Here is a 22,082-nt window from a genome sequence, read left to right on the forward strand (position 1 = left end):
TTCTCCCCTAAATACCCGCAGCAATATCACGAAGTTTTGATAAAATATTGTTCTCCACCCAATTGGGGTCCAGCCACTCAATGGGATTGACAAACATATTATGCACCACCACCCCGAAATGCAGATGATCGCCTCCTGCCATACCCGAGAGTCCCGTACGTCCCAGAGTATCTCCCCTTTTCACCCAATCTCCCACGGAAACTCCCGTCTGGCTGAGATGGGCATACTGGGTAAAAAGCCCGCATCCATGGTCAACCAGGATATTGCGTCCATAAATACCGATGGTGTCCACCATCACCACCCTGCCCGCCGCAGCTGCCGGGACAGGTGACTGGGCAATGGAAGCCAGATCAATTCCCTTATGAAACTGCCGGTCAATTTCCCGGCCATTATAGTAATAAATTCTGCGATCAGCAAATCCCCCCCGGTTGGCTGCAGCGGGCAGGGGCAGAAAGTGCTTCTCCCAGAGAATCCCGGTTTCTGGCTGACCGGTTGCCGCAAAAATAACTGCCTCATTTGCATTCCGGATAAGGGTGTTCACCTTGAGAAATTTTTCAAGGGAAGATGCCGGATCGCCCCCTGGAATCTGGAATTCGGGCATTTTCCAGTTTAAAAAACGATCCGAGATATGAATCGAATCTTCAGGAAAACGTCTCACATTCACATGATGGGGAAAACCATTTTTGCCGGTATTGCCCGCAAAATCTTCAGCCAGAATAAAAATCTCCTTCCCCGCCCCCGGTTCATGCCCCAGTCCGAAAAAAACCAGATGTACATCCTTGTTCGGCCCAAACCCCCCATACCCTGGAAAAAAATGGCCATCTGCCATCACACCACTGCGCAGCACAGGCTCCGAAAGACGGTAGCCCACCAGTCCGGCTCCCCCCTGGGCCAGATAGTGCCTCCGCGTCAGGACATGAATTTCCGGAGGCCGGGTATCCACAAGCAGTTCCCTCTCCAAAACGGCAAGATTTCCCTTGAATCCTCCCCGCAGGGAAGCATCCCGCACCTCAATTTTCAACGATCCCATTCCATCAGGAATACCGGAAGCCGAAGGGGTAAAATGAAAGGCCAGTGCATCCTCCAGAACCGCCGTTGCCCCCAGAAAACCACTGGCAGGAAAAGTCTTTTCCGCAAGGACATGTTCCTTGCCATCCTTCCAGAAACTGACACGGACATCCTTGAGTCCCCGTCCCGAATCCCTCAGCTCCAGACGAATTTCCCTGTCATTCCCCAGAGTACTGCCTTCCATCAACAGAAGAATTTCGGGTTTACGTCCTTCAAAACAGGTAAAGGCCAACCAGCCCGCAGCAAGGGCAACCACCACCGCAAGAAAAAAAAACAGCCAGGATTTACCTTTTTTCTCCTGTCTTTTCATGTCTATACAACCCTTTCTCCACAGATTTTTTTTCAGCGTATTCCGGTGGCATTCATAACAGTTCACCCCAAGGGAATCAAGCCCGTACCCATGATGCCGTCAAAGCCCTGCTCAAATACGAGAGCTTCGGCTTGACTTTTGCATAGCACCTTGACTTTTGGACAACAGGACGTTAGGAATAGAAACCAGAGCAAACGTCCGCCTCCTAAAATACCCGAATTGCAGGAAAGATCATGAAAATCCCGCTTCAGCAGACAACGATCCCCTTAGGCCCCCAACATCCCCTCCTCCTGATCGCAGGCCCCTGTGCCATAGAGGATACGGATCTTTGCCTCAAAATTGCCGATTTTTTAAAAAGAGAAACGGAAAAAAGGGAAATCCCCTATATTTTCAAAGCTTCCTTCGACAAGGCCAATCGCAGCAGCATCAGCTCTTTCCGCGGGCCGGGACTGGATGAGGGCCTGCGAACCCTGGAAACCGTTCGAACCCGCATCGGCGTTCCCGTCATTTCCGATATCCATCTGCCCCAGCAGGCACAAGCCGCCGCAGAGGTGCTGGACATTCTTCAGATCCCCGCATTCCTGTGTCGGCAGACCGATCTTCTTGCTGCCGCCGCACATACGGGAAAGCCCGTAAACGTCAAAAAAGGCCAGTTCCTTGCTCCCTGGGATATGCAGAATGTCATCACCAAGCTGGAGGAATCCGGATGCCGGGAAATTCTTCTCACGGAACGGGGAGCCAGCTTTGGTTACAACAATCTTGTGGTGGACTTCCGCAGCTTTCCCATACTCAGCGGTTTCGGCTATCCGGTCATCTTTGACGCCACCCACAGTGTCCAGCTGCCCGGCGGTTCCGGAACCCATTCTTCGGGGCAAAGGGAGTTTGCCCCCATCCTCGCCCGCAGTGCCGTGGCCGCAGGCGCGGACGGAATTTTCATTGAAGCCCACCCTCAACCGGAAAAAGCCCTCTGTGACGGAGCCAATTCCCTGCATCTCCACGATGTCCCCCGCCTCCTGGATCAGCTCTGCGCCATCAAAGCCATCCTCGGGGAGAGTGCCGCATGAAAAGTCTCTTTTCCGATATTGACCTTCTCCTCCTTGATGTGGATGGCGTACTGACACCGGGCAGTATCATTTATAATGACGCCGGTGAGGAAACCAAAGTGTTCCATGTCAAAGACGGCCTGGGACTCCGGCTTCTCATGGATGCGGGTATCCCTGCGGGCATTGTCACAGGGAGGGCAGCCCCTGCCCTGCGCCACAGGCTGGCCAATCTGGGAATAGATCTCATCTGGGATGGCGTAAAGGATAAGGCCGCCCTGCTTGAAGACATTCAGTCCCGAACAGGTATCCCGCCCCAGGCCATGGCTTTCATGGGAGATGATCTCCCGGATCTCGGACTGATGCGAAGGGTTGGACTTTCCATTACCGTGGCAGATGCCGCATGGGAGGTTCGACAGCGGGCAACGTATATCACCCAGGCCACTGGCGGACAGGGAGCCGTTCGGGAAGTCTGCGAGGCCATTTTAAAGGCCAGAGGCCTCTGGAACAGCATTGTGGATCGTTTCCTCCAATGACACTTTTTCATCAAAAACGCAGGCGAAAACGTATTCTTCTCATTTTCTTTGCCCTTGGACTGCTCCTTGTAACCTTTCTTCTTTTCCTTGCCGAACATTTCACAGCCCCACCTCCAGCCGATCCTTCCCTGCAAGGCAGCCATATCGCCCTTTCCCGTTTTCGGCATACGGCAACGGAAAACGACAGAATCCTCTGGACCCTTTCCGCAGACCGGGCCGATTACGACAGACAGGGCGGCATGGCGGAGCTGAGCGGAGTCACGGTCACCTATATCAACGAAGACAACACCCCCATCACCGCCCAGGCCAGAACAGGTTTTGCGGAGACCCAGACCGGCAATCTACGCCTTGCAGAAAATGTACGCCTCCTTCACCTCCAGTATCATCTTGAAACCGAAGAGCTTCGCTATACATCCCCTGAAAAAACGCTGGTCTCTCCCGTAAAAACACGGGTCACAGGCCCCCGTTTCCTTGTGGAATCCGATGCCGCAAGCTATGATCTGCCTTCCGGCTGCCTGCGCCTTACCGGAAATGTAAAAGGAGTACTCCATGCCCCCCAGTCTTCGCCATGAAATCCGGAACCACTTTCATCAAAAAATCCTTACAGAACAATGGCTGCAACGGTTTTCCAGCATTGTGGCAGCCTTCTTATGCCTGCTCATCCTCCTCAGACCCGTCCCTGCACAGGCCGATCTTCTTTCCATCAACTTTGAAAGCTCCCAGATGGAATATGAAAACGGATCCAGGGAAATCCGCATGAAAGGGGACGCCCGGATTTTCGGAAAAGAAGCGGGTATCCATGCGGACAGCCTGCGCATCCGCTTTCACTCCGAAAAAATGGAGGAAGCTTTCTCGGAACAGAATATCGAAAGTCTTGAAGCCGAAGGCCAGGTACGTCTGCACTACAAGGATTTCAGTACAAGCTCAGAAAAAGCACGCTATGAAAGCAAGGGCCAGAAACTCCTGCTTGAGGGAAACCCCGCCGTCTTCATGAATCCGGATATCAAGATCACCGGAAATAAAATTTTTTATGAACACAGCCTGGAAAACATGCAGGTTGAAGGCTCTGACAAGCTGCCCTCAACCCTCCAGTACACCCTGCAAGGCAGCCCACCGACAGCCGTCATGTCCCAGTCCCTTTATCAGCACTGGGACAATCCTGCCCAGACCCTCACCCTCAAGAAAAAGGTTCACATCCAGCACACGGATATGGATCTCAAGGCAGATTCTGTTATCATCCACTATCGTGGCAAAGCCAGCCTGATACAGAATCAAAACAACGAAGAGTCCCCGATGTCCATCCATACACTGATTGCTGAAGGGGATGTTCAGATAACCCATCCCAACGGCAGAGCCTGGGGCGAACGGGCCATTTTTGTGGCAGCAGACGACACCATCACCCTTACCGGATCCCCTGCCCGACTGGAGCGCCAGGGCCATGTGCTGCAGGGGCCGGCCATCCGCATGAACCGTAAAAGTGGTGAGGTGGAATTTTCCGGGGGGGTTTCCGGCACCCTTTTACAGGAAAAGGGCACGTCCCCTTCCATGCCCTTCTGATTTCTGGAGAACAATAGCCATGCCCGTCTTGCGGTTGGAACAACTGGAAAAACGCTACGGAGACAGAAAAGTGGTGGACGGCGTCTCCATGAATGTGGAAAGTCGGCAGGTCATTGGCCTGCTCGGCCCAAATGGTGCAGGTAAAACCACCACCTTCTATATGGCCGTAGGACTCATCCGGCCGGATGGGGGGAGAGTTTTTCTTGACGATCAGGATCTGACAGATTATCCCATGTACATGCGGGCACGTCACGGAATCGGCTACCTGCCCCAGGAAGCTTCCATATTCAGGAAACTTTCTGTAAGGGATAACCTTTTGATCATCCTTGAAAATCTTGATATGGGAAGTACGGCAAGACAGGAAAAGGCGCATGCCCTCCTTGAAGAACTGGGGATTGCCCATCTTGCCCATCAGAAAGCTGCCGTTCTTTCCGGTGGAGAACGCAGAAGGCTTGAAATTGCAAGGGTTCTGTCCACAGATCCAGCGTTCATCCTGCTGGACGAACCCTTTGCGGGTGTGGATCCTCTGGCCGTGAATGACATTCAGCAGATCATTACCTACCTCAGCCAGAGGGATATCGGTGTTCTGATCTCAGACCACAATGTACGGGAAACCCTGGGCGTATGTGATACGGCCTATATTCTGCATTCTGGCAAGGTGGTGGATTCGGGGTCTCCCGCAGAGATCGCTGCCAGTCCCATTGCCAGAAAAACCTATTTAGGAGACGGATTCCGGTTATAACATGGCCATAGAACTCCGACAGCAACTCAAGCTCAGCCAGCAACTGGTCATGACGCCACAGCTGCAGCAGGCCATCAAACTGCTACAGCTTTCCCGGCTGGAACTCGTGGACGCCATACAGCAGGAAATGGAGCAGAATCCAGCCCTGGAAGAAAGGATGGATGCACCGGATTCAGATGCACCGGATCCGGCGGAAACAGCCCCTGCCGATGAAAGCGGTCTTCAGGAAGTGGAAATCGGGGAAAAGGTGGATCCGGAGACAGACTGGGACGCCTATCTCGATGAATACAGCAGTGCAGGCCGGGTACACTTTGAATCCGAAGAAAAGGAAGCGACCCGGTACGAAAATTTCGTTTCCAGCAAGGAAACACTTCAGGGTCACCTCCTCTGGCAGCTTTCCATGACCGATCCAGAACCCCAGGCACGTGAGCTTGCCAGCCTCATCATCGGGAATATCAATACGGACGGCTATCTGGATGCCGACCTTGACGACATCATCCGCAGTTCCGGTACTTCCGAGGACAAGGCCGAGGAAGCCCTTGCCCTGGTGCAGTCCTTCGACCCTCCGGGAATCGCCGCCCGCAGTCTCAAGGAATGCCTCCTCCTTCAGATACGCAGACTGGGGCTTGAACTGGGTGTGGTGGAAAAAATCATTCTCTATCACCTGAAAAATCTGGAGAACAAAAATTTTAAGGCCATTGCCAAGAGCCTTAAACTGGATCTGGACACCGTCATTGCCGCCGTCACCCTGATCCGTTCTCTGGAGCCCAAGCCGGGCAGGGAATTTCACGATGAGTCTCCGGTTTACATCACACCGGACATTTACGTTTACAAGCACAACGATGATTTTGTGGTTTCCCTCAATGACGATGGCATGCCGAGACTGCACATCAACCCCTACTACAAAAAAGCCATGCGAACGGGAGAAAAAATTTCAGGAGAAACCAAGGAGTACCTCCAGGAAAAAATGCGTTCCGCCTCCTGGCTGATCAAAAGTATCCAGCAAAGACAAAAAACCATATGCAGTGTCATGGAAAGCATTGTACGCTTCCAGCGGGATTTTTTTGAAAAGGGTATCGCCCACCTCAAACCCATGGTACTCCGGGATGTGGCCCAGGATATCCAGATGCACGAGTCCACCATCAGCCGGGTAACCACCAACAAATATGCCTATACCCCCCAGGGACTCTTTGAGCTGAAATATTTTTTCAACAGTTCCATCAACCGGGTGGAAGGTGAGGCCATGGCCTCCATCAGTGTGCTTGAAAAAATCAAACAGCTTGTGGAAAATGAAGATCCGGCGGAACCCTACAGCGACATCAAGCTTGCAAGCATCCTTGAAGAGGAACACAACATCCGCATTGCAAGAAGAACCATAGCGAAATACAGGGATATTCTCAAAATTCTTCCGTCCAGCAAACGCAGACAATACTGATGAGGAGGCAGCCCATGAAGACATCCGTGACCTTCAAAAACATTGATCCCTCCGAAGCACTGAAGTCCTACGCCGCAAATAAGCTCTCCCGGCTGGACAAACAGTTTGACAGCCCGGCGGAAGCTCAGGTGGTTCTCTCTGTGGAGAAACTCCGGCACATTGCAGAAGTGCGCATTACCTGCGATCAGCTGAGTTTTCAGGCAAAGGAAGAATCGGAAAACATGTATGCCAGCCTGGATCTTCTGGTGGACAAGCTCAAAACCCAGATCCGCAGAACCAAGGAAAAGATACGGGAAAAACGCCCCGTATCCCGGGAAGGCATCAAAGGCGCAGAAGCGGCAATAGCAGCGGAAACCCTGGCCGAAGACCGCAGTGACGAGGAAAAGATCTCCGGAAATACGGCTATTGTTGTGGAATCCATGCCCTTCAAACCCATGGGAACCGAAGAAGCGGCCATGCAGCTGGAGCTCTCGGACAGAGACTTCATCGTCTATACGGATGCCGGAACAGAAAGGGTGCATGTACTGTACAGGCGGAAAGATGGCAGTCTGGGTCTGATACAGCCTGATGCCTGATCTCCTGACCGGGTATACAGGCAGATGTGGACACCCCCTGCGGGTGTCCACCTGGGCACCGGATCCCATTTGCGAATTTGAAAACGCCAGCCTCTCCAACAAACTTGCCCTAAGGTTACTGCCATGAAAATCCTGGAATTGCTGCCCCAGGAACATATTCTTACGGATCTACAGGCCAGAAACAAAATGGCCGCCCTGGAAGAACTCTGCTCGCCCATCTGCAAAACCTTCCACATTCCTGAAGAGACGCTGCTCCGCGTTCTCCTGGAAAGGGAAAGACTGGGCAGTACCGGCATTGGGGAAGGCGTGGCCATCCCCCACGGCAAACTGGACACCCTCCAACACCCTGCCCTTGTTTTTGGTAAAAGCCGCAGAGGCATTCCCTTTGATGCCTTAGACGAAAGGCCGGTACATCTTTTTTTTATGATTTTGACACCGACCTCTGAAAAAGGAGTGCATCTCCAGATACTGGCCCGAATTTCAAAGATGCTGCGCCAGTCCGACTTCAAGGCGGAACTGCGCAGGGCTTCAGATCCAAAAAGCATCCGGGAAATCATCGCCCCTCTGGATGAAAATTTTTAGCACGCAACCTTACGGCAGAACTCCTGGTAGCTGCACACAAAATTTTCCCTTTCATCGAATAAAGACCGGTTCACATCCCCACTCACCCTGACAACCTGAGCAGCAAACAGGGTAACCCTAAAAAACTGACGGTACAATGCACACAAAAGGAAAAATCATTGTTGTTACAGGCCTTTCTGGATCCGGGAAAAGCACCGCTGCCGCAGCCCTGGAAGATGCGGGCTTCTACTGTGTGGACAATCTTCCCGTAAGTCTTCTTCCCAAATTTCTGGAGTTGCGCATTCACAGTGGCACGTCCGACTACAACGGTCTGGGCTTTGTCATGGATATCCGGGAAAGGGATTTTATCGGAAAACATGCTGAAATTTTTGATGAAATTCGTATACAGAACTGGGAATTGCAACTCATTTTCCTGGACAGCCGTGAAGATGTGCTCCTGACCCGCTTCAGCCAGACCCGGCGTCAGCATCCCCTTTCCCAGGGTACCTCCCTTCTCACCAGTATCCAGACAGAGATCCGCTACATGGCCCCCCTCAAGGACAGGGCCGACTATGTCATTGATACGTCCGACACCACAGTGCATGATCTCAAGGCGCTGATCATGGGCATTGCCCAGCACTGCATCTCCACGGATACCTTAAGGATTGATCTTTTGAGTTTTGGCTTCAAATATGGTCTGCCCCGGAACATGGATCTGCTCATGGATGTCCGCTTTCTGCCCAACCCTTATTTCACACCGGAACTGCGGGATCTTACCGGAGAAGATCCCGCTGTACGGGATTTCATCCTCCGCCAGGAAGAGTGCCGGATCTTTCTGCAAAAGTACCTCGACCTCCTTGACTATTTGATCCCTTTGTATAAAAGAGAGGGCAAAGCCTATCTCACCCTGGGCATAGGCTGTACCGGCGGGCGCCACAGATCCGTGGCCATCACCCGCCGTATCTTCGAGTATCTGCAGGGGCGGGTCGGCCAGATCGGAATTTCCCACCGAGACATTCTCCGCCAGTCCGCTTCCACCTGATACCCAACCCTTAAACGGGGAATTATTTTTATGATTGGAATTGCCGTTGTCACCCACTGCCAACTGGGCCAAGCCCTCATTGAGGCCGCAGAATTCATCCTGGGGGAAAAGCCGGAGAATGTTGTTCCCGTATCCGTCAATATCCGGGAAGATGCTGACAGCATACGTAAAACCATCGCCGAAACCCTGAAAAAACTGGATAGCGGTGAAGGACTTCTCATCCTCACAGACATGTTTGGCGGCAGCCCTTCCAACCTCAGCTATTCCTTCCTGGAAGAAGGCCGCATTGAAGTGATCAGCGGTGTAAACCTTCCCCTGCTGATCCGGGCCATCAGCCTCAGAAAACGTGTGCCCATCCACGAAATCGGAATCCAGCTGGAAGCCCATGGCAAACGCAGCATCACCCTGGCCAGTGGCCTGCTGAAAGGAACTCCCCGCAGTGCCCAGAAGGGATGATATCGATATCCGTGCCATGGAGGAAGAGGATCTTGCCGATGTGGCAGACCTTGAAAACCTTGTGTTCAGCCACCCCTGGAGTCTCGAGGATTTCATGGCAGAACAGGGTGTTCCACAGACTTTCTGTCGTATTCTCATCGAAAAATCCCGAAAAAATCTTCTGGCATACCTTTGTTGCAGACGGGTGACGGATGGGATCGAAATCCTCAAAATCGCCGTCCGGCCAGACCGTCAGCACAGAGGCTTGGCCAGTCTTCTCATGGACACGCTGCATGACTGGGCAAAACAATCCGAATCTCCTGCCCTTTTTCTTGAAGTTGCCAGCAGCAATGACGCTGCCCTGGCCTTTTACCGGAAACAGGGTTTTAAAAGTACAGGCATCCGCAAACGCTACTATCCCGGCGGTATTGATGCCATCAATATGATGAAAAACCTGATGGAAAATTTCACCGATAAAACCCCTTAAGGAGGAAGCATGAGTATCAAAGTCGCCATCAACGGCCTGGGACGCATCGGTCGTGTGGTGTTCCGTTGTGCCCTGAATCACCCGGAAGTCGAAATTGTCGCCATCAATGACCTGACCACGCCGGAAACCATGGCCCATCTGCTCAGCTATGACTCCGTACACGGCAGGCTCAATGCCCAAATAGAAGCCAGGGAGGGTGCCATTGTGGTTAATGGTCGCACCATCCCCTTCTTCGCTGAAAAAGATCCCACAGAACTCCCCTGGAAGGATCTGGGTATTGATATTGTTGCCGAGTGCACGGGGGCTTTTGTGGATCGGGAAAAAGCTGCATCCCACATCAGGGCCGGCGCCAAAAGAGTTATCATTTCCGCACCCGGTAAAAATCCGGATGCCACCTTTGTCATGGGCGTCAATGAAGAAACCTTTGATCCGTCAAAACACATCATCGTTTCCAATGCCTCCTGTACCACCAACTGCCTGGCTCCTGTGGCCAAGGTTCTGATGGAAACCTTCGGCATCCGCCAAGGCCTTATGACCACCATCCACTCCTATACGGGAGATCAGCGTATCCTGGATTTTCCCCACAAAGATCTGCGCAGGGCCAGGGCTGCCGGGCTTTCCATGGTGCCCACCACCACCGGTGCAGCCAAGGCCGTAGGTCTCGTACTCCCCAGCCTTCAGGGTAAGCTCAACGGTCTTTCCATTCGTGTTCCCACGCCCAATGTCTCCATGATTGACCTTGTGGTGAATACGGAACGCAAAGGACTCAGCAAAGCCGATGTGAATGCGGCACTCAAGGCTGCCAGCGAAGGTACCCTGAAGGGCATACTGGGTTTTGAGGAAAAACCCCTGGTTTCCATGGATTTCAATGGCTGCACCCTGTCCTCCATCGTGGATGCTCCCACAACGGAAACCATGGGCGAAGACATGGTGAAGGTTCTGGCCTGGTACGACAATGAAACCGGCTATTCCCAGCGCATGGTGGATCTTGCCGCTTACATGGGAAAACAGATCTGATCGCAAAAAAAAAGGGGCTGGAAAATGGATCGTAAACCACTCATTGTGGCCAACTGGAAAATGCACAAAACGCCCGCAGAGTCGGCGCAGGATGCGGCCATCATCGCACAGGATCTCAGCACTGTTCTGCCAGGTGCAGACATTGTACTGGCTCCCACCTTCCCGGCACTGCCAGCCACGGAAAAGGCCCTGACCGGAACCCCCCTTTTCCTCGCCGCCCAGAATGTGCACAGTGAAGCCATGGGAGCCTTTACGGGAGAAGTCTCCGCCCCTATGCTCAAGGCCTGCGGCTGTACCTTTGTCATTGTCGGGCATTCAGAGCGCCGTCAGTACGCCGGGGAGGAAGATGCCCTCATAGCCCGCAAGGTCAAGGCGGTTATCGGAGAGGGAATGCACCCCATTCTCTGCATCGGAGAAAGCGAACAGGAAAGAAATGAGGGCCTCACATTTAAAGTGCTTGACAAACAGCTCCGTGAAGCGGTAAAAGGCCTCTCCGTAGCCGATGCTGCTTTTCTTGTTCTGGCGTATGAGCCTGTATGGGCCATCGGGACAGGGAAAACAGCCCGGACAGATCAGGTTCAGGATGTTCATGCCCATTTGCGGAAAATACTGGCCGATTGCTTTGAAAAAGACCTTGCAAAGCGCATTCGGATTCTGTATGGTGGCAGCGTTAAATCATCCAATATCAAGGATTTAATTTCCTTAGAGGATGTCGATGGTGCCCTTGTAGGAGGCGCAAGCCTGGAACCTGAAACCTTTCTTGCCTTGATCAGAAACGGATTTTTATCATGACGACACTGCTCGTTATTCTACATATTTTTGCCTGTCTCAGCCTTATTGTCATTGTGTTGTTGCAGGCAGGAAAAGGTGCAGAAATGGGTGCTGCATTTGGAAGCGGCTCCAGCCAGGCTCTTCTTGGAGCCTCTGGTGGACAAAGTCTCATTGGCAAGATAACAACCAGCATAGCCATTTTGTTCATGTTGACATCCTTGAGCCTTGCTTGGGTTTCCGGGAATAAACGGGTGGATTCCATCATGCCCGCAACAAGCAGTCAGGAACCCTTTGTCCAGGAAAAAAGTACAGATTAGTCTTATGCCGAAGTGGTGGAATTGGTAGACACGCTGTGTTGAGGGCGCAGTGGGGAGACCCGTGCCGGTTCAAATCCGGCCTTCGGTACCAAAATAAAGCAGTATCCTCAGTATCCCGGTGGGGTTCCCGAGTGGTCAAAGGGAACAGACTGTAAATCTGTCGGCCAAGCCTTCGGAGGTTCAAATCCTCCCCCCACCACCATATGCGTCCCCATCGTCTAGCCCGGTCCAGGACACCGGCCTTTCACGCCGGCGACAGGGGTTCGAATCCCCTTGGGGACGCCAAAAATGTGCCGAAGAGGAAGAATTGGTAGACACGCTGTGTTGAGGGCGCAGTGGGAAAACCCGTGCCGGTTCAAATCCGGCCTTCGGTACCATCCTTATTCTCTCCTGACTCTTCATATTTATCTCAAAAATTTATCCCGGTGGGGTTCCCGAGTGGTCAAAGGGAACAGACTGTAAATCTGTCGGCCAAGCCTTCGGAGGTTCAAATCCTCCCCCCACCACCATATGCGTCCCCATCGTCTAGCCCGGTCCAGGACACCGGCCTTTCACGCCGGCGACAGGGGTTCGAATCCCCTTGGGGACGCCAGTTCTTTACACCCGGAAATCCATCCCCGCATGTTATTCTTGTTTCACGTACCTGCCTTTTCCTTTTCAGCAAAGGTTCTCAGGTAATCCATCAAAACCTGGGACGCCAAAGCCGCCTGATCGCAATCTCCCCCGCATACGGCATACAGAATTTTCTGATACAAAAGTGCACCGGTTCTTGAATCCTGCATATCCTTGTTCATAAACCAGAAACGCCGCGAAAGACTCAGGAGGGGACTCATGGCCTGAGCAAAAAAAAGATTCTGGGTGGCCTCCACCAGACATTCATGAATTTCTCTCAGAAACCCCAGCACAGCTGTATCCTCATCCTGTAATGCCGCCATCAGAAGACCATCCGCCAGCCCCCGCATCCGCTGTTTCTGTCCTTCCGTGGCCCGCATGGCCGCATGATGCACACAGGCGCCTTCAATAGCACGACGGACTTCAAGGATACGTAACTGATCCGTGATCGTCAGACCGACCACCTGCACCCCCTTACGGGGATGAATGGTCACCATACGGTCATGGGCAAGACGTTGCAGCGCCTCGCGTACAGGCGTACGGCCAAGGCCAATATGCACAGCCAGCTGCTTTTCCGAATAAAGCACCCCATCTTCCAGTTCATTAAAAACAATCATCTCTTCAAGGCTGGCACGGGCCTGTTCCGCAAGGCTTTTATACATTACACCCTTCTTTGGCCGTTCTACGGCAAGTTCAAAATTCCACATCTCCGGGAAGTCAGAAGGCAAGAAAACCGACGGAAAGCTCCCGCCCCCTACCGACTTCCAGACTCCAGAGAAAGAGCCGTAAGCCGCTTGGTACGCTCAATAATTTTTTCATAATAGGATGCGTTCCGTTGCAGATAATAATGCACCTCAAGACCGGAATTGGAAACCCTCTGCTCTTTTAAAAAAGCATTCAGGGTAAAGGGAGAATAAAATCTGCGGACAAACAATTCTCCCCAGGCATTGGCAAAAATAACCCCAAGATCATTGATGTCTTTCTCATAGGGATTCTTTTCAAAACTGATAACCACCAACACTTTGGTAAAATATTCCGCCCTCAAAAAAATATCCGCATCCCTGTCAGCCACATCGCAATATCCGAAAAGATCCTTTACCTTTTCAGAAAGATTGATAATTTCCTGCAAGGTAACACTGGAAGGATTCGGCTCCATGCGTATCCCCATACGCGTATACAGACCATTCCAGACCCCAAAGGCAACGGCCTCCAGAATATCCACATCCGCAAGCAAAGGCTGGGATCGATCCGAACCGGCAAAAAGAGACCACCTGTCCTCTCCGCTCCAGATACAGTCGAGAGAGTTCAGATTAAACCGGTAACCCGGCCTTGGCAGATGTACCACCTTGCTGTTTTTTTTCTGGTAAATGGCTGTGATCCTCCGCCCCAGCACCGTCATATCCCTTTGATCCATGGAAGAGGCCACCCCCGCAGAACAGCGGACGATATCCTTATATAAACGAAACAGGCGCAACACCATGGCCTTTCCAAGACGTACCTGCCGGGCCGGACTCCAGGTCTCAAAGGCATCCAGTTCAAACTGTTCCTCCCGTGAAAGCCCGGCGATCCCCAGAAATCGGGATATCTGGTTTTTACGGATGGGATATTTATGTTCAAAGGCCGTCAGCCGACATCGCAGATAAAAACACCGCACCAGCAGCTGACGTTCTTCTGCGGGAAGCGTCCCCGCATACTCCTTAAGAATCCATTCCATGGAAAATGCCATGGGATCCTGAAACTCTGAATTTTCCCGAAGAACCTGATCCCGAAAGCGGTGAGACGGTAAAACCGCATCCCCTTCTTCCAGATACATACGCAAAAGGGCCATCTTGATAACAGATTTTAACGGACTGGTAAGGGATTTATGCAGCTGCCAGAGAGCGGCTCCCAAAAACTCCCGTGCTGAAATACGTTCAAGGTTCCCCAAATCCACGAGGTCATCGGAAATCCGCCCCTTTTGCTGTATCTGTTCCCAACAGCGTTCATAGGATTCGTCGAGTCTTTCCTCCTCATCCCAATACACCCACCAGAATGGAGTCTTCCCCATGATGACAATGCATGTCCGGTAAAATTCCTCCTTGAGTACGTTCTGCTGGGCCGAACCCGAACTTTCATCCAGGGCACGACCAAAATCCCCCTTGCGGACGGACTCCAGATCGGAAAGGAAAAAATAAACAGGCATCCGGCAATTCATATCCAGCCAGTCCTTCAGAATATTGATCTTCTTCTGAAGAATTTTCCATCCTTCCATTCCCATGGCCTTGCTGTCGCAACAGATCCAGACATCACAATCCGAATCCTGGGTCTGGGCCAGGGTACCGACACTGCCGATGGTATACATCCCGTCAATGATTCTGAAGGCTTTCCTTGGAAAAAGCTTTTCTTCACCCAGACCAAATATCCGCCTGAAGCTGGCTTCCCTTTTTCGGATTTCAGGACACCGATCCACCCCATATATCCGGAAACCATGATCCAGGTCTCTGATATATCCGGGAACCTTCGGGTGGTTCACGCTGAGCATCCAAGGGAGGAGACAGAGGATCTGCACAGCCTCCTTGGGACTGCGCTCAAAAAACATCCGACGCCGCTCATCGTTATAGGACTGATATTTTTTTAAATTCCGAAAAATTATTTTTTCTATCACGGTTCAAGAACTCCAAGATTCTTGCCTTTCAAAAAACAAGAAGATAACCTGAGCTTTTCTGTCTGGTACTGGCTCCGTACCTGAAAATGCCCGGTATAAAAAAATGACCACCTCACACATCAACTGCCATCGCTGCCGCCACTACTATGTTACCTGGGATCCCCGTTTTCCCAATGGCTGCCGTGTCCTGAATTTCAAAACCCGGGAAATGCCTTCCCTTGTGGTACTGCGCAGCTCCGGACAACCCTGCCATTTCTATACGCCCAGAGATCCCGGGACTCAGAAAAATAAAAAACCCTCCATCACCGTTGTCTGAAGCTTCCTGTTCCTTCAGGGCAAAGACCGGCAAAAGCTTTCACCTCCGCCATACGACCGCAGGACATCTTCCCTTCAGGACATTTACCAGAGACAAGACAGCCCGGGCCTGAATCCCTGAAAAGTTGAGGCTGACGATCCACAAGGAGACTCCGCATCTTCCAGGCAATGTCCCGGATTTCCCACTGGGCCCGGAAACAGGTTCTCAACCTCAGAAAATGAAAAAGCTGCCTTGCGTTCATGGTGGAAAAGACACCCACCGTATTTCCTGCAAGAAGAAGATAGACCCCGTCTTCGGCCACAAGACCCGCCTCTTCAAACTCCCTGCGCAGCAACGCACTCTCCGCCACGGCCCTGCCATAAATATCCAGGGCTTCGGGATGTAAACACACCGTTTTCGGCAGCACTCCTCCCTCATGCACAGAACGGCTCAGATCCGGTACACAGAGACTCTGGATGCGGTGCCGGGTCAGATGGGTGAGTCCCGCAAGGCTGATTGCGGGAATATAAAAGGTATAGTTTACCTGTTCCAGCTCCCTTGGCCGCGCATCCTTGAGTACGGCAGCAAGAAGCTCTCCCTCCAGACCGGGATTTTCCGATAAAAGACGGAGGGCCGCAGCAGGATCAAGGCCTTCGGCCATAAGCGCCGCCATGGCCACCTTCTCCTCGCCCTTTTCCGTGGCAGACAGAAGCAAAACATCACGTCCCCTGTTTTCCGCCCGACAAAGGCCAAGACCCGCCACAATTTCAGCCCTTCTGTCCGAATGCACCACCTGGGTCTTTTCAAGATCCCCGAAAACATCGGGCAAAATCTCCTGCACCTGGGCAAGGAGACTTTCACCAAGGGCTACAATTTCCGGATACCGGCTGCCCCGGCCCTGAAGGCTTGTTTTCAGAAAATACAAAAGCTCCCTTGCATTCATGGTGCAGTAAATATGGCTTCTGAAACTGCAGGGAAGCAGAAAGCGGGCATCTTCCTTGGGAATTCCCAGCTCCGTAAGCCTTGCGTAGGCGGCAAAGAGTGCAGCCATCTGGGCATCGTAACGGGTTTCAAGGGCTTTTGTGTCCACACCTTTTTTTTCATAGCGAAAAGCAGGTCGCAGCCAGCCCATGCCCGCATAATTCACGTAGCGTCTGGATTTGACCGTATAGGCAGCCAGCCGGAACTCAATAAGGTACTGCTCAAAAAAGACGGACACATTTTCAAAGGCAAGGGTGAACACCGCATGTTCCGCAATGGACTGATGCCCAAGGCCCATGACATTGCGGATCAGCCCGCCGATATTCTCCCGACGGGTCTCCGCATAAACAGCCCGTGCAGCCCCCTCCTTCGTGGAAATCCGGGCCGCAGCCGCGCAGATACGCTCCGGCTCCGGGGTGTGGGTCAGCACCAGAACCCTGGCTTCTTCCATAAAAAAAGCTCCTTTAAATCCGGCAGGTTCGGATATCCATCACCATGATACCCCGTGCACCGATGGCCGTAAGGGCATCCATGATGGCATTGATCTCTTTTTTCTTTGCCATGGCCTTCACAGCCACCCAGCCCTTTTTGCTCAAAGGAGACACCGTGGGAGATTCAATACCCGGCGTAATGCGGCAGGCCTGATCCAGCAACCCTTCCTCCACATCATATTCCACAATCACATAGTCTCTGGCCACGACAATGCCCCGCAGGCGCTCCACAAAGGTCTTCACCAGAGGATTTTCAAGAACCGCCTCATCCCGGCCCACCAGCACAGCCTCACTTTCAAGGATGGTGCCCCCTACGATCTTAAGTCCGGCATCCTTAAGCGTTTTTCCCGTCTGCACCACATCGGCAATGACATCTGAAACTCCGAGACGGATGGAAATCTCCACAGCCCCATCGAGCTGGATAATCTCCGCATCCACTCCCCTTGCCGCCAGATCCCGGGCCACAAGGGTGGTATAGCTTGTAGCAATGCGGCAGCCCTGAAGACTTTCCGGCGTGATGGGGCTGTCTTCGGGAACGGCGTAGCAGAAGCGGGATTTTCCGAAATGAAGGGGCAGAATTTCCACAAGGTGGGCGCCTGAATCCATCACCAGATCCCGGCCCGTGATGCCTAAGGCCAGAATGCCCTTGCGCACATAAACGGCAATGTCCTTGGGTCTTAAAAAGAAAAAATCAATGCCGTTTTCCACGTCCGAAATCATCAGCTCCTTGCCCATACGACGACACTTGTAGCCCGCCTCCTGCACAAGCCGCATGCTGTCTTCGGCCAGGGTTCCCTTATTGGGCAATGCAATCTGCAACATGAGGTATCCTTATCAAAAGTAGGGAGATATCAAAGGTATTGGTAAACGTCTTCCAGGGTGAGGTCACAGGCCAGCATCATGACCTGCACATGGTAAAGAAGCTGGGAAATCTCCTCTGCGGTCTTTTCCCGGCCCTCGTATTCGGCGGCCATCCAGACCTCCCCGGCCTCCTCAAGGATTTTTTTGCCGATAAAATGTTTTCCCTTCTTTAAGGCCGCCACCGTGCCGGAGTCGGGATTCCCCGCTTTGGCCTTTTCCGTGAGTTCCGCAAACAGCTCTTCAAAACTCTTCATATCCAACAACTCCTTTATTGCACGGTTCCGCACAGCCCAAAGGCCTCGGCCAGCCGTTCCATATGGGATTTTTCCGCCTGGGCCAGGGCAAAAAAAGCTGCCCTTTCCTCCCCTTCGGAAGCTTCCCCGAGATTTCTGTACAGATCATAGGCCATGAGCTCAAGCCCTAAAGCCCGTTCCAGCACCTCTTCACAGGCACCTTCCGAAAGGGCTTCCATCTCCTTCAAAAGATCACCCAAAACCTCACCGCTTTCCGTAAACTCCGCATCCAGCTTTTCATAGAGGGTTTCAAAAGCCTCTTTATTCTCCATGAAACGCCAGAGAATCCGGGCATGGCCCACCTCGTCCTTCGCCATTCTTGCGAGAAGTGTACCGAGAGCACCCTTTTCCCAGCGCCGGGCCAGAAAACCGTAAAAAAGCTCCGCCCCCTTTTCCAGGGCCATGGCCCGCTCCAGGGCGCTGCCATGCAAGCTTGATCCGTAAAAAAGAGAGAGATCCGGCGGCGAAACCGCAAGACCGGCTTCCCAGGCGGCAATCCCCCCTGTCATGCTCATGATGGCAATTTCTTCCCCAAGAACATCCCGGCCCATGAGGGCCGCCGCCTCGGAACGTACCCCCCTTGCGCAGTAAAAAATGACCTCCCGCCCAGGCTCCCGCACAAGTGCTGCGATCTTCGCCGGAACCTCCCGCAGGGGAAGATGCAGGGCTCCGGGAATATGCTCCCCCTGATATTCCCCGTCTTCCCGTACATCCACCAGAAGATACTGCCCCTCCCGGTGATTTTTCATGTACGTTGCCACATCTTCGGGCCAGATCCGCTCAAAGGCTTTTTTCCCCATGCTTCCGGCTCCTTTCAGCTAAGGGATGAAAACATCAAAGGGAAAACGGGACTGCATCTCCCTCTGAAAAGCATCTTCCTCCTGATACCAGAGGGCATCCATGCCCAAGGCCAGTGCCCGCTCCACATGGGGCTTATGGTCATCCACAAACAGGGCCTTTTGGGCAGGAGTTTTCATGGCCTCCAGCACATGGACAAAAAAAGCAGGCTCCTTTTTGGTCATGCCCGCATCAAAGGAATTGAAGACCCGGTCAAAATATCGGAAAAAATTCTTTTTCCCGTCCATCTCCTGAAGCCAGTGGGTCTGGTCACTGAGAATGGCCGTTCGGATTCCCCTTTCACGAAGCCTTGAGGCAAGGGCCAGCATGGAAGGCCTCAGCACAAAACGATCCTGCACAAAGGCCGTGAGAAAAGCATCTTCTCCCCCAATTCCCGTGGCCTCGCGGAAGGCCTGCCAGAAAACGCCGTCCCGGACACGGCCTGTGGTAAAACCCGTGGCATACACAAGATCGAAGGCCACACGCTTGACATGTTCAGGATCTTTTTCCTGTTGCAGGGCCAGATCCTTCATGGCGGCCTTGAAGCCTTCCTCGGCAATGACCCCGCCAAAATCAAGAAAGACCAGCTCCGGCGGCACCCTTTTCCCCATATCCATAGATTCTTCCTTCGTTTTCGGATTTCTCACAGGTGCATCCAGAGATCCAGCAGGATGGCAAGACAGGAAAGCGCAAAGATAAAAAGATAATTCAGAATCTCGCGGGATTTCCGGATGGAGCGCACAAGGTAGAGAAGGGCCTCACGCTCCCCTTCCTCCAGGGACGCTCCGCCTTCAAGCTTTTCCAGAAGCCTGAAATCCGAGATTACCTTCCGGCGTTTACGGGAAATATAATAACGGAACCCGAAAAAAAACACATACCCGAGAACGCCTGCGTACCAGACCGGCCGGAACCACTGGGGCTGCCAGCTGGTGAACACGATGAGGATACGGAACATGAGGGCAGAAAAAAGCCCCAGCACAAAAAATCCGTCCACCACAGTCTGGGGCAGTATTCCCGGCACTCCGGAGCTCGCCTGCACCATGAAACCTCCCTTGAAATACCAGCCATGTACCAGAAAGCAGGAGATGGCGCAATGCCGACACTCCTGCTTTCCATGAAATCCCCATCCTGCGGCCAGTTCCTGAGCAGGCGGGAGGCCGCAGGATTCAGGGTCTGATCAGGGCCAAATCAGGTCACATCAATAGTTGCGATCCGCAAAATCCACCCAGCCTCCGGCCATGACCAGACTGCGGTCGAAATCGGAAATGGCAAAGGGAACTTCAAGATTCTCCCCTGAAGCCGTGAAGGTGAAAAGGTTTTTCGCAAGATCCACGGTCACATGGGTTTCCTTTCCCGAAAAACGGGCAAAGAGGGTATCCAGGGTGGCAGCGGGCAGTTCCACGGCCATCATGCCGCAGTTGAACATGTTCTGCCGGAAAATCCGGGCGAAACTTTCCGCAATGATGAGCCGGATACCGTTCACTTCAAAGGCCCAGGGCGCATGTTCTCTGGAAGAACCGCAGCCGAAATTAGCCCTTGAGATCACAACGGAGGCCCCTGCAAAGCCTGTCTTGGGATCAAAGCCCTCCATCTTGAGGTCTTCCATGAGGTAGGGCTTCAGGGCTTCCTTGGTGATTTCCGTCAGATAGCGTGCCGGAATGATCTCATCCGTATTGATGTCGGATCGATCCAGAAAGGCCACCTTGCCGTCAAAGGATGTCATGCATGTACCTCCCTGGCCCAAAAGAGTTCAGAATTGGCGATACAGCCCGCAAGGGCCGTGGCTGCGGCCGTGGCCGGACTCATGAGATGCACCATGCCGCCCTTGCCCATACGGCCGTTGAAATTCCGGTTGGTGGTGGCCGCACAGACCTCGCCTTCGGCCAGCACCCCGTTGCTCATGCCAAGACAGGCACCGCAGGTGGGGTTGGTAACACAGAAGCCTGCATCCATAAAAATCTGGATAATCCCTTCGGCCAGAGCCATACGATAAACCTCAGGCGTTGCCGGAGACACCACACCCCGCACCGTGTCCGCAATGCGACGTCCCTTCAGCACGGAGGCCGCCACCCGGAGATCTTCGATGCGGCCGTTGGTGCAGGAACCGATATACACCTGATCCACGGGCGCTCCTGCCAACTCGGAAACGGGCTTCACCTGATCGGGCTTGTAGCCGAAGGTGAGCATGGGCGTGAGGGTGGACACATCAAGGGTCATCACCCCGTCATAGACGGCATCCGCATCGGAAATCCAGCGGGAGAAGTCCGCAAGTGCCGCTTCTTTGGAAACATAGTCCTTCTCAATGAAGGGCCAGAGATAATCCACCGTGACGGCATCGGGAGAGCAGACCCCACAGGTGCCGCCCGCCTCAATGGCCATGTTGCAGAGGGTCATGCGGGATTCCATGGACATGGCTTCAATGACAGGGCCCGTGAACTCGATCACCTTGTTGGTGGCTCCGTTCACCCCCAGCCTGCCGATGAGGGCCAGGATCACATCCTTGGCATAGACCCCTTCGGGCAGGCTTCCCGTCACTTCCACCTTCAGGGTTTTGGGGGCCTTGAAGGCGCAGACGCCCTTTAAAATCCCCACTTCGAGATCCGTGGTACCGACACCTGCGGCAAAGGCCCCGAAAGCGCCGTGGGTGCAGGTGTGGGAATCGCCCATGATGATGGTGTACCCCGGACGCACAAAGCCCTTTTCCGGAAACAGGGCGTGGCAGACCCCGTTGCGGCCGATGTCAAAGAAATCCAGGATGCCGTGGCGTCTTGCCCAGTCCCGGATGATCTTGCCCTGTTCTGCGGTCTTGGAGTCCTTGGCCGGGGTGACATGGTCAATGACGGCCTTGATCTTTGAAGGATCAAACACCCGGTCCTTGCCTCTGGCCACAAGATCGTTGATGGCCACAGGGGTGGTGATCTCATGGCAGAAGACCGCGTCCAGGCGGATGACCTGGATGTCTCCTGCGGGATTATCCACCCGGTGGGCATCAAATATCTTTTCCGTAATGGTTCTGCCCATAGTTTCTCCTTGGGTCAAAAACGTGATTGATGTTTGGGGAGTATTCGCTTCTCACCATCTTTTTTCCTGCCGGATCTTTTTCTTGCCAGCTTTCCCCCCGTCCGTCTATAAACGAGGCGCCTGCCCATGGCAAGGCCCCGATCTTCCATTTCAT

At 53.1% G+C, this 22,082-nt stretch carries 26 protein-coding genes and 6 tRNA genes; 21 read left to right on the plus strand and 11 right to left on the minus strand.

What is annotated here, in order from left to right:
- Positions 1 to 7: 7 nt before the first annotated feature.
- Entirely contained in the window at positions 8 to 1,378 is a 1,371-nt protein-coding gene (locus BR04_RS08615) for a M23 family metallopeptidase (protein ID WP_496355597.1), read from the minus strand.
- Positions 1,379 to 1,611: 233 nt separating this feature from the next.
- On the opposite strand from BR04_RS08615, the gene kdsA reads away from it, so the two are divergent.
- The 20 genes from kdsA (at position 1,612) to BR04_RS08715 (ending at position 12,485) form a co-directional block, all read left to right on the plus strand.
- Complete coding sequence (kdsA, locus tag BR04_RS08620) at positions 1,612 to 2,442, plus strand: 3-deoxy-8-phosphooctulonate synthase (RefSeq protein ID WP_496355598.1); 831 nt, start codon at positions 1,612 to 1,614, stop codon at positions 2,440 to 2,442.
- Entirely contained in the window at positions 2,439 to 2,954 is a 516-nt protein-coding gene (locus BR04_RS08625) for a KdsC family phosphatase (RefSeq protein ID WP_496355599.1), read from the plus strand. Before kdsA ends, BR04_RS08625 begins: the two co-directional genes overlap by 4 nt.
- Positions 2,951 to 3,526 (plus strand): LPS export ABC transporter periplasmic protein LptC, encoded by a 576-nt coding sequence (gene lptC / locus BR04_RS08630; RefSeq protein WP_496355600.1) that lies wholly within the window; start codon positions 2,951 to 2,953, stop codon positions 3,524 to 3,526. The genes BR04_RS08625 and lptC overlap by 4 nt, the downstream gene beginning before the upstream one ends.
- Positions 3,504 to 4,511 (plus strand): LptA/OstA family protein, encoded by a 1,008-nt coding sequence (locus BR04_RS08635; RefSeq protein WP_496355601.1) that lies wholly within the window; start codon positions 3,504 to 3,506, stop codon positions 4,509 to 4,511. Before lptC ends, BR04_RS08635 begins: the two co-directional genes overlap by 23 nt.
- Positions 4,512 to 4,530: 19 nt before the next feature.
- The gene (lptB, locus tag BR04_RS08640; RefSeq protein ID WP_496355602.1) at positions 4,531 to 5,253 is read left to right on the plus strand and encodes an LPS export ABC transporter ATP-binding protein; all 723 of its coding nucleotides are present in this window, start codon (positions 4,531 to 4,533) and stop codon (positions 5,251 to 5,253) included.
- Between the two features lies 1 nt (position 5,254).
- Complete coding sequence (rpoN, locus tag BR04_RS08645) at positions 5,255 to 6,688, plus strand: RNA polymerase factor sigma-54 (RefSeq protein ID WP_496355603.1); 1,434 nt, start codon at positions 5,255 to 5,257, stop codon at positions 6,686 to 6,688.
- A gap of 14 nt (positions 6,689 to 6,702) precedes the next feature.
- Entirely contained in the window at positions 6,703 to 7,263 is a 561-nt protein-coding gene (gene hpf / locus BR04_RS08650; RefSeq protein ID WP_496355604.1) for a ribosome hibernation-promoting factor, HPF/YfiA family, read from the plus strand.
- A 123-nt stretch (positions 7,264 to 7,386) separates the two neighbouring features.
- Positions 7,387 to 7,845: a PTS sugar transporter subunit IIA gene (locus BR04_RS08655; protein ID WP_496355605.1), complete on the plus strand. Its 459-nt coding sequence runs from the start codon at positions 7,387 to 7,389 to the stop codon at positions 7,843 to 7,845.
- Positions 7,846 to 7,981: 136 nt separating this feature from the next.
- A complete protein-coding gene (rapZ, locus tag BR04_RS08660) occupies positions 7,982 to 8,866 on the plus strand; it encodes an RNase adapter RapZ (RefSeq protein ID WP_496355606.1) in 885 nt (294 codons plus the stop codon).
- A gap of 30 nt (positions 8,867 to 8,896) precedes the next feature.
- On the plus strand, positions 8,897 to 9,322 hold the full coding sequence (locus BR04_RS08665) for a PTS sugar transporter subunit IIA (protein WP_496355607.1): 426 nt from the start codon (positions 8,897 to 8,899) through the stop codon (positions 9,320 to 9,322).
- A complete protein-coding gene (gene rimI, locus BR04_RS08670; RefSeq protein ID WP_496355608.1) occupies positions 9,306 to 9,788 on the plus strand; it encodes a ribosomal protein S18-alanine N-acetyltransferase in 483 nt (160 codons plus the stop codon). The genes BR04_RS08665 and rimI overlap by 17 nt, the downstream gene beginning before the upstream one ends.
- A gap of 9 nt (positions 9,789 to 9,797) precedes the next feature.
- Positions 9,798 to 10,805, plus strand: coding sequence for a type I glyceraldehyde-3-phosphate dehydrogenase (gene gap / locus BR04_RS08675; RefSeq protein WP_496355609.1), 1,008 nt, complete (start codon positions 9,798 to 9,800; stop codon positions 10,803 to 10,805).
- Between the two features lie 24 nt (positions 10,806 to 10,829).
- On the plus strand, positions 10,830 to 11,597 hold the full coding sequence (gene tpiA, locus BR04_RS08680) for a triose-phosphate isomerase (protein ID WP_496355610.1): 768 nt from the start codon (positions 10,830 to 10,832) through the stop codon (positions 11,595 to 11,597).
- A complete protein-coding gene (secG, locus tag BR04_RS08685; protein ID WP_496355611.1) occupies positions 11,594 to 11,893 on the plus strand; it encodes a preprotein translocase subunit SecG in 300 nt (99 codons plus the stop codon). The genes tpiA and secG overlap by 4 nt, the downstream gene beginning before the upstream one ends.
- Before the next feature lie 6 nt (positions 11,894 to 11,899).
- Positions 11,900 to 11,984 (plus strand) — tRNA-Leu (locus tag BR04_RS08690).
- Between the two features lie 26 nt (positions 11,985 to 12,010).
- Positions 12,011 to 12,095 (plus strand) — tRNA-Tyr (locus BR04_RS08695).
- A gap of 5 nt (positions 12,096 to 12,100) precedes the next feature.
- A tRNA-Glu gene (locus BR04_RS08700) sits at positions 12,101 to 12,178 on the plus strand.
- A 7-nt stretch (positions 12,179 to 12,185) separates the two neighbouring features.
- A tRNA-Leu gene (locus BR04_RS08705) sits at positions 12,186 to 12,270 on the plus strand.
- 47 nt (positions 12,271 to 12,317) lie between these two features.
- Positions 12,318 to 12,402: transfer RNA gene (locus tag BR04_RS08710), tRNA-Tyr, on the plus strand.
- A gap of 5 nt (positions 12,403 to 12,407) precedes the next feature.
- Positions 12,408 to 12,485: transfer RNA gene (locus tag BR04_RS08715), tRNA-Glu, on the plus strand.
- Between the two features lie 43 nt (positions 12,486 to 12,528).
- Here BR04_RS08715 and BR04_RS08720 read toward each other — a convergent pair.
- Together BR04_RS08720 and BR04_RS08725 are read right to left on the minus strand one after the other, a co-directional pair.
- On the minus strand, positions 12,529 to 13,167 hold the full coding sequence (locus BR04_RS08720; protein ID WP_496355612.1) for a GntR family transcriptional regulator: 639 nt from the start codon (positions 13,165 to 13,167) through the stop codon (positions 12,529 to 12,531).
- 92 nt (positions 13,168 to 13,259) lie between these two features.
- Entirely contained in the window at positions 13,260 to 15,149 is a 1,890-nt protein-coding gene (locus tag BR04_RS08725; protein ID WP_496355613.1) for a class I adenylate cyclase domain-containing protein, read from the minus strand.
- 103 nt (positions 15,150 to 15,252) lie between these two features.
- Between BR04_RS08725 and BR04_RS08730 the strand changes: the two genes are divergently transcribed.
- On the plus strand, positions 15,253 to 15,465 hold the full coding sequence (locus BR04_RS08730) for a uracil-DNA glycosylase (protein WP_496355614.1): 213 nt from the start codon (positions 15,253 to 15,255) through the stop codon (positions 15,463 to 15,465).
- On the opposite strand, the gene thyX is transcribed toward BR04_RS08730, so the two are convergent.
- The 8 genes from thyX to BR04_RS08770 form a co-directional block, all read right to left on the minus strand.
- Positions 15,452 to 16,876, minus strand: a complete 1,425-nt coding sequence (thyX, locus tag BR04_RS08735; RefSeq protein ID WP_496355615.1) for an FAD-dependent thymidylate synthase — start codon at positions 16,874 to 16,876, stop codon at positions 15,452 to 15,454. The genes BR04_RS08730 and thyX overlap by 14 nt on opposite strands.
- Before the next feature lie 13 nt (positions 16,877 to 16,889).
- On the minus strand, positions 16,890 to 17,738 hold the full coding sequence (hisG, locus tag BR04_RS08740) for an ATP phosphoribosyltransferase (RefSeq protein ID WP_496355616.1): 849 nt from the start codon (positions 17,736 to 17,738) through the stop codon (positions 16,890 to 16,892).
- Between the two features lie 29 nt (positions 17,739 to 17,767).
- Positions 17,768 to 18,031 carry a phosphoribosyl-ATP diphosphatase gene (locus BR04_RS08745; protein ID WP_496355617.1) on the minus strand — a complete coding sequence of 88 codons (264 nt, stop codon included), beginning with the start codon at positions 18,029 to 18,031 and terminating at the stop codon, positions 17,768 to 17,770.
- Positions 18,032 to 18,045: 14 nt separating this feature from the next.
- Positions 18,046 to 18,870, minus strand: coding sequence for a rhodanese-like domain-containing protein (locus tag BR04_RS08750; RefSeq protein ID WP_496355618.1), 825 nt, complete (start codon positions 18,868 to 18,870; stop codon positions 18,046 to 18,048).
- Between the two features lie 18 nt (positions 18,871 to 18,888).
- Positions 18,889 to 19,524, minus strand: coding sequence for an HAD family hydrolase (locus BR04_RS08755; RefSeq protein ID WP_496355619.1), 636 nt, complete (start codon positions 19,522 to 19,524; stop codon positions 18,889 to 18,891).
- A gap of 26 nt (positions 19,525 to 19,550) precedes the next feature.
- Positions 19,551 to 19,949 carry a hypothetical protein gene (locus BR04_RS08760; protein ID WP_496355620.1) on the minus strand — a complete coding sequence of 133 codons (399 nt, stop codon included), beginning with the start codon at positions 19,947 to 19,949 and terminating at the stop codon, positions 19,551 to 19,553.
- Between the two features lie 156 nt (positions 19,950 to 20,105).
- Complete coding sequence (gene leuD, locus BR04_RS08765; RefSeq protein WP_496355621.1) at positions 20,106 to 20,630, minus strand: 3-isopropylmalate dehydratase small subunit; 525 nt, start codon at positions 20,628 to 20,630, stop codon at positions 20,106 to 20,108.
- Positions 20,627 to 21,928 carry a 3-isopropylmalate dehydratase large subunit gene (locus tag BR04_RS08770; RefSeq protein ID WP_496355622.1) on the minus strand — a complete coding sequence of 434 codons (1,302 nt, stop codon included), beginning with the start codon at positions 21,926 to 21,928 and terminating at the stop codon, positions 20,627 to 20,629. Before BR04_RS08770 ends, leuD begins: the two co-directional genes overlap by 4 nt.
- Positions 21,929 to 22,082: the final 154 nt, after the last annotated feature.

This window comes from Desulfobotulus sapovorans DSM 2055 (assembly GCF_059569355.1).